Source organism: Ruegeria sp. AL11 (assembly GCF_056540865.1).
In genome coordinates, this window is sequence record NZ_JBQFXO010000033.1 from 1 (window position 1) to 1,914 (window position 1,914).

At 59.6% G+C, this 1,914-nt stretch carries 2 protein-coding genes; both read right to left on the bottom strand.

Annotation, left to right across the window (positions count from 1 at the left end):
• Positions 1–1,181: phytanoyl-CoA dioxygenase family protein (locus ACR0IP_RS23040; protein ID WP_480528142.1), on the bottom strand; the 1,181-nt coding region annotated here is incomplete at its 3' end.
• Between the two features lie 47 nt (positions 1,182–1,228).
• Positions 1,229–1,914, bottom strand: a 686-nt coding sequence (gene iolE / locus ACR0IP_RS23045) for a myo-inosose-2 dehydratase (RefSeq protein WP_480528143.1), incomplete at its 5' end; no start/stop codon positions are given.

Consider the following 1,914-nt stretch of genomic DNA (forward strand, 5'->3'; position numbering starts at 1 on the left):
CAGGCCGCTTGCCGTGCTTGCAGGGCCAAAAGCGCGGCAGACAGCTGAGCCTCGGCCCACCCTTCCGATACGGCCCGGTGCAATATGTCGGCCTGGCTTTCGGGCGCGTTGCCACCAATCGGCGGGTCGGTGTCCAGATTGGTCGGGAACGGATAGCCCTCAGCCGTTGCGGCAATCGCCGCAATCAGCTCTGGCGCACTCAGCGCCCCCCGTTGTTTCAGGGCGGCCAGCGACGGAAACACCGCCTGCGACATGGACTGCCGGTCAACCATCTCCATCGCACGACCGAAGGCAGACGAGACCTGCAACAGGTTCGCCATCCGCTGAATATCCGCACTGCTGTTTTCCCCGGCAGCGTGAAACAGCGCCGGGTTGAAGAAAACGGCATCCCCCTTTTCAAGGGGCAACTGAATGTAGTTCTCTTCGAAAAACGCCCGGTGTGCCGCATCGTGAAAGGCCAGATATCCCGGCGCGTAAAGCTGCGAAAACGGCAACAGTTTGGTTGGGCCGCTTTCCACGGGCATGTCACAATGCGCAACCGCGCCTTGCAAGGTCAGCGAGGCCGTCACCAGATGGGCATGGGCCGGATACCGGGCGGCGCTGTCAGCGGTTTGAAAGCCCAGATGGTAATCCCGATGCGCCTGCTGTGCCTTGCCGCCGGGGCGCACCTGATTGATCTGCGCGGTCATTTGATAGTTCGGCCCCAGCCACGCTTCGCAAGCCGTTGCAATGGCCACATTCCCGAAATAGAGTGCAAAGCCTTCGGGGTCGCGCAAGCACTGTTTCTGCAATGCGTTCCATATCCGGTCATTCGCGCCCGAGGCCGCGAAGTGGTCACCTTCCCCGGCCCCGCCCTGACGTTCTTCCTCGATGATCTGATGGAACACAGCGGTCGCCCGGTCGATCACGGACGTATCCGCAAATGCGCCTTTTAGAACGATCACACCCGCAGATTTGTCCAACACGCCTGCCCATTCTGCCAGCAGCGCTTTTCTTTGATCCGCATTCTCCAGCGCCGGGCGCAGGGCGTGCATATCATAGATCGGAACGTTCTTTTGTACCGATGCGGCATGAGGCACCGCACCGGTTGTCAGGTTTTGCGAGGTCAACACCTTGAACTCATCCAGATCGCAGGATTCCCGGTCAAAATAGCCGACATATCCAAGTTCTTGATGTACCATGACAAACTCCTCTTTCATGGCTTCGGTGTTGCCCCGAGGGGCGGTGATTAAACGGTGATCTCCAACCCTGCCTTGCCGCAAACCTCGACGATATGGTCATAGCCCAGCTTGGAGTACTCATAGGGCGGCGCCTTGGCGGGGTCCTGCTCGGCCTCGACCACGATCCAGCCGGTGTAATCCATTGCTTTCAACGCGTTGGCTACGGCCTGAAAGTCGATGCACCCATCACCCGGCACGGTGAACGCGCCGGCGATCACCGCATCCAGAAAGCTGCGATTGTTCTCGCGCGTGTCCTGCACGATGTCCGGGCGGATGTCCTTGAAGTGGACATGGTGCACCCGGTCGCCCCAACGGTTCAGCGTGGCCATCACGTCGCCACCGCCAAACAGCAAGTGACCCGTATCGAAACACAGCTTCAGCTCGGGGCCTGAACCCTGCATCAGCCAGTTCACATCCTCTTCGCTTTCGATGATCGTGCCCATATGATGGTGATAGGCCATCGGCATACCCTGATCTGCCATCCATTTGGCAAGCTCGGTCAGCTTGCCCGCATAGGCCAGAACCTCGTCTTTGGACAGCTTCGGGCGGTCATTGACCGGCGTTCCGATCTGCCCCTGGACGGTATTGGAACACTCGGCGTAAACGATGCAGGGGCTGTTCAGCGCAACAAACTGTTCGACCTGTTCACGCACGACAGCGATTTCGGCGTCCAGGTCATTGACCAGAGTACTGC